The organism is uncultured Rikenella sp., from assembly GCF_910579375.1.
Classification (GTDB): domain Bacteria; phylum Bacteroidota; class Bacteroidia; order Bacteroidales; family Rikenellaceae; genus Rikenella.
Map to the genome: position 1 here is coordinate 1 of NZ_CAJTUJ010000131.1, position 5,171 is coordinate 5,171.

Annotated in this window: 3 protein-coding genes; 1 reads left to right on the forward strand and 2 read right to left on the reverse strand. The window is 59.8% G+C overall.

The features are described 5' to 3' along the window. Together QZ302_RS08445 and QZ302_RS08450 are read right to left on the reverse strand one after the other, a co-directional pair. On the reverse strand, positions 1-209 hold a 209-nt coding region (locus QZ302_RS08445), incomplete at its 3' end, for a hypothetical protein (protein WP_294594436.1). Continuing rightward, the gene (locus tag QZ302_RS08450) at positions 202-3,219 is read right to left on the reverse strand and encodes a PEP/pyruvate-binding domain-containing protein (RefSeq protein WP_294594438.1); all 3,018 of its coding nucleotides are present in this window, start codon (positions 3,217-3,219) and stop codon (positions 202-204) included. The genes QZ302_RS08450 and QZ302_RS08445, both read right to left, overlap by 8 nt. A 333-nt stretch (positions 3,220-3,552) precedes the next feature. Between QZ302_RS08450 and QZ302_RS08455 the strand changes: the two genes are divergently transcribed. Then, a complete protein-coding gene (locus QZ302_RS08455) occupies positions 3,553-4,752 on the forward strand; it encodes a hypothetical protein (protein ID WP_294594440.1) in 1,200 nt (399 codons plus the stop codon). The last annotated feature ends 419 nt before the right edge of the window (positions 4,753-5,171 follow it).

The following is a 5,171-nucleotide window of genomic DNA, read 5'->3' on the forward strand; positions in this document are numbered from 1 at the left end:
AGCCACGTCACGTAGAAACTCAAATGTAAGCCGTAGATACCGCTCGTCGCGGAAGACCAGCCGAACCCGTTGTTACCGACACCGCTCAGTCTGCCCGGAGCATTGAAGTACCCCGCGTCACGGTAGCCCGGGGCGGGGACGGTCGGCCCTCGAAAACAGGATAGGACGTTTTCGCTGCCATACACCACGAGAAAGAAGACCTTAATCATCGGCCTCCGCAGCCTCCCGAGCCAGGCGGACGATGCCCCGGTTGTTGCGCCCGTCCACGAAGACGAACAGATCCTCCGGGACGCTCACCCGCCGGAAATGCGCCGTTTCCGCCGTGCACGGCAGCACCTCTAAGGCCCCGGCGTCGAACACCCCGTCTCCGATCGCCGGGTTGAGCGTCAGATAACCCACCCCGAACGACGTCAGATTCTGGAAAAAGTGCGTCCCCTGCGACGGATCGACCCGGAAATCCTCCAGACCGCACTCTGCGATGACCCGCGCCTCCGAAATCTGCGGCCACTTCACCGGAATCCCCAGCCAAGGGTCGCTCGACCCCCAGCGCCCCGGCCCCACCAGCACATAGTTCAGCCCCTCCCGCTTCATCACCGTGTTCAGCGCGTCGATCTCCTCCGCCATTTGCGGCGTCTCCGAACGCTCGAATCGCCCCGGCTTGACATAGATGATGTCCCGCAATCCCTCGATCTTTCCCAGCCCCAAAGCCGACTCCGCATAGAGAATCGCCCCCTCCGGCTGTCCCTCCGGTGACGACCACTCCAGCCGGTCGCGCTGCGTCGCCTCCGCAATCGGGCGGATTTGCAGGAAGTTGAATATCTTCTCGTTCCCGTACGGAACGTCCATGTTGACCGCAAACTCGATCTCCACCGGCGACTTCATCTCCTCCGCCCCGATCCGCAGCAGCTCCCGCAGAATCTCGGCCAGCGGGAACGTGTCGTACTTCAGGATATGCGCGAACGTGATCAGCTTGCGCCCCGGCTCGTTCGGCGAGTCGCTCACCGACTGGTTCAGCGCGTCCCACGTCGAGGCCACGTACTTCATATTGCGGAAATGGGCCGCCTTCGGAATCTCGAACCGCACCAGATTCACCGCGTCGTCCGTCGACGTCCGCAGCCGCGACGGATCGAGCGACAGGGCGTACATCACCCGTTGCGTGTCGCGCAACATCAGCTCCGGCGTCGAGAGTTGCAGCACGCGTTTCGGGTAGGCCGGCGAAAAACGCAGCGTAATCCCCCCTTCGACCACTAATTTGCCCAGCCCCAGCGCGATGTTGGCGATCCCGTCCTCCGGCCGTTCGTCGCCGATCGGGTAGAAGTTGAGCGAGCGCGCCACCCCCGACAAGGTCGGAAAGTAGTACCCCTCGTCCTCCGTCCCACAAATCTCCTGAATCACCACCCCCATCTTCTCGTCGGCCAGACTGTTCGAACTCGCCTCGATGTAGGCCCGGCTCGCCCGGTAGTAGACCGAGGCGTAGACCCCCTTGATCGCCTTGCCCAACATGCGGATCATCTGATCCTCGTTGGCCACGCGCGGCACCATGTAGGTGGAGTATATCCCCGCGAAGGGCTGGAAGTGCGAGTCCTCCAGTTTAGAGCTCGACCGCACGGCCAGCGGCCGCTTCACATTCCGCAGAAATACCCGAAGGTCTTCGACCACCTTGTCCGGCAGCCGGGAGCCGGAAAACTCGGAGAGGATCTCCGCGTCGTCCAGATCCGCTCCCTGCAAGGACTGCAACCCGTTTTCGCGGATAAAGCGGTCGAAATGGTCGGTAGCCAGCACCAGCGTCCGCGGAATGGTCACCCGCACCCCCTCCCATTTGTCGTAGAGTTTGTAGGTTTCGAGCATATTGCCGATAAAGGCCAGCCCGCGGGCCTTGCCGCCCAGCGAGCCGTTGCCGCTGCGGGCGAAGCTGATGAACTGGTTGTAGGTGGCCGGGTCGAACTCGGCCACGACGCCCTGGCCCATCTGCCGACGGTAGCCTTTGATGGCCCGGAGGGTGAACTCGCGCATCTCGTCCGGCGTCTCGAACATGCTGTTGGTCATCGCCCGCAGCATGTGGGCCAGCGAGAAGATACCCCGGGCGTAGAGCCATTTCGAGAGCATGTTCTGGGCCGTGTAGTAGGTCATCACGTCGGTCGGAATCCGTTCCAGTGCGTTCTGCATTTCGCCCAAGTCGCGCGCCCGGGCGATCTCGTCGCCGGTCAGGGGATCGTAGAAGACGAAGTCGCCGAAGGCCATCCGCCGGTCGATGAAGTCGGCCAGTTCGCCCAACAGGTCGGGCGAGCGTTTGTAGATGAAGTCGGCCCCCAGCTCGGCGGCGTCGCGACGGTGTTCGAGGCTGGTGGATTGCAGCACCACGGGCATGGTGGGACGGTCGGCGAGCACCAGCCGGCAGAGTTTGACGCCGGCGTGCGGGTCGGGTTCGGGCCGGTCGTCGCTGCGCCGGAACGAGACGTCGGAGATGATCCCCAGCAGGTGGTCTTTGTAGCGTTCGTAGTGCTCGACGGCTTCGTCGTAGGAGCGGGCGAAGAGAATCTTGGGGCGGGCGCGTTTGCGCAGGATGCGTTGCTGTTCGTTGAGGGCTTCGCGGACGAATTCGTTGGTTTGGCGGATGACGGTGCGGTAGAGGTCGGGCAGGTAGGCGGAGTAGAACCGGACGTTGTCTTCAACGAGCAGAATGGCCTGCACGCCGATTCCGAGGATGTCTTCGCGGGCGTTCATCCGGTCTTCGAGCATCTTGATGATGGCGAGGATCAGGTCGGCGTTGCCCTGCCAGCTGAACATGTAGTCGATGGCGGTGGTGTCGGCTTCCATCACGCGCCGGGCGACTTCGCGCGAGAAGGAGCTCATCAGGATGAAGGGGATTCCGGGCCGCAGCTCCCGCACTTTCCGCGAGAGGGTGAAAACGTCCATCTCGCCGATGTTGAACATGGTGATAATGAGGTCGAAGGTCTCGCCGTTCCGCAGCTTTTCGAGGGCTTCGAGTCCGGAGCTGACGCGGATGAAGGCGGGTGGGTTGCTCAGGTTCAGGTCGCTGTATTCCCGAACGATCTGGGCGTCGATATGGCCGTCTTCTTCGAGGGTGAACTGGTCGTAGGAGCTGCACACCAGAAGAATCCGGGTAATCCGCTGGCGCATAAGGTTATGAAAGTCAATGTCTACGAAAAATTTCTCGCTGTACTTCCCCATTTTATCCCTATTTTTGTCTGTAATCATTCATTTTTTCTGCTCCTATCCGGCTGAAACTGCCGCTTTTTGGAAAAAGCGGCACCAAAAACTTTTATGCCAGCTACGCTACGCCTCAGGCTCCGCAGTCCTCAGTCTTCGCGATTGTGTTTGGGGCGGGGTTGTAGCGCGCCAAAGGTTTAGCTCGCATTAGCGCGCTACAACTCCCGGCCCAAAGAAGAGTCTGAGATTTGGGCCGCCGGCAGCTGGAGGATGCGTCAGCATCCGTCTAAAGTTTTTCTGGTTCTCTTTGTTCACAAAGAGAACAGTACCCTCCCGATAAGGTGCAACAAAAGAAAGTTTAATAGTTAAAATTAGTTAAATATGGGGAATTATGTATTGCGGGAGGTGAAAAGTGCGAGAGAATCGCGTGAATTCATTCGGATGGCCCGGGTTATCTATCGTGCCGATCCCATGTGGGTCGAGCCCCTGGAGCCCGATATCGCTGAAGTATTCGATCCGGCGAAGAATCCCTTGTTCGAGGGCGGAGAGGCCGTGCGTTGGACCTTGCACGATAGCAGTAAGGAGGGGCGGATCGTAGGGCGGATCGCTGCGTTTTACAACCGCGAGCAGAGCGCCGAAGAGGCCCAGCCGACCGGCGGATGCGGCTTTTTCGAGTGCATCGACGACCAGGAGGCCGCGAACGTGCTGTTCGATGCGGCTCGCGAATGGCTGGCCGAGCGCGGGATGGAGGCGATGGACGGTTCAATCAACTTCGGAGACCGGCTGAAGTGGTGGGGGGTGCTGGTCGAAGGCTTTACCCTGCCGCTGTACGGGATGAACTACAACCCGCCTTACTATGCACGGTTGTTCGAGACCTATGGTTTCCGGAACTATTTCGACCAGCATACCTATCTGCGGGAGTTGACGGTGAATGTCATGCCCGAGGCGTTGTACCGGAAGGCCGAACGGTTGTTCGCCAATCCGGACTATCGGTTCGAAGCGGTCGATATGAGCGATAAAAAGAAGGTGGCGCGGGACTTCATGACGGTTTATAACAGCGGTTGGGCTCAGTTTTCGGGGGTGAAACCGATGGATTTCGAGCATGCGTTGGAGATGGTCAGGGCGATGGCGCCGATTGTGGATCCCGAGGTGCTCTATTTCGCTTTCTACAAGGAGCAGGCGATCGGCTTTTTCGTGATCGTGCCCGACCTGAATGTGCTGATTCAGGATTTTCACGGGCGTTTCGGGTTGTGGAACAAACTCCGGTTGCTTTGGCGGCTTAAGGTACGACGCCGGAAGGGGCGGTTGTTCGGTGTGGTGTTCGGCGTGGCGGCTGAGTTTCAGGGGCGAGGGGTCGAGGCGGGGATGATCCGGCGGTTCGAACAGTATGTTGAGCGGAATCCGGAGCGGTACAGCTCGCTGGAGCTTGCCTGGATTGGCGATTTCAACCCGTTGATGATGCGTATGGTCGAGAGCTATGTACGGGCGGCGAGGTGTAAACGACATGTGACTTACCGTTACCTGTTCGATCGGGACAAACCGTTCGAACGTGCTCCGAAACTGGGGCGGGCGAAGGGGTAGGGGGTGATTGGAAGGCAGTTGGATGGAGGCGGTTGGGGGGACGAATTAACGCAGTATCGCTTCATCCTGCCGGTGAGTCCATTAGGTGTTTTGTTAGAGTTGTCTTTACCTTTTGGCCCGCGCGCGGACAGAGAGTTGGGCCTCCGGCAGCTTGAGGATGCGCCAGCATCCGTCTAAAGTTTCTTTGGTTCTTTCTGTTCACAGAAAGAACAGTCCCCTCAAACCCGTCGCGCGCCACGCCTTAGGAGGGAAATCGTCAAAATGTGCTGGCGCGTTTTGACAAGATTTCCCCAGGCGCGCGAACAAAGAACTGCGCGTGAAATCCCTCTTTAAGCGGGCGACAGAAGTGTGGCGGAGCGAAAGCGGAGCCGCAGTGAGGCCGACACGGGGCGGAGAATTGGGGCGAGCTTTGGGCCGTG

Excerpts from the sequence above, each read along its gene's own strand:
- QZ302_RS08450 (WP_294594438.1), bottom strand. The coding sequence starts at position 3,219 with ATGATTACAGACAAAAATAGGGATAAAATGGGGAAGTACAGCGAGAAA.
- QZ302_RS08455 (WP_294594440.1), top strand. The coding sequence starts at position 3,553 with ATGGGGAATTATGTATTGCGGGAGGTGAAAAGTGCGAGAGAATCGCGT.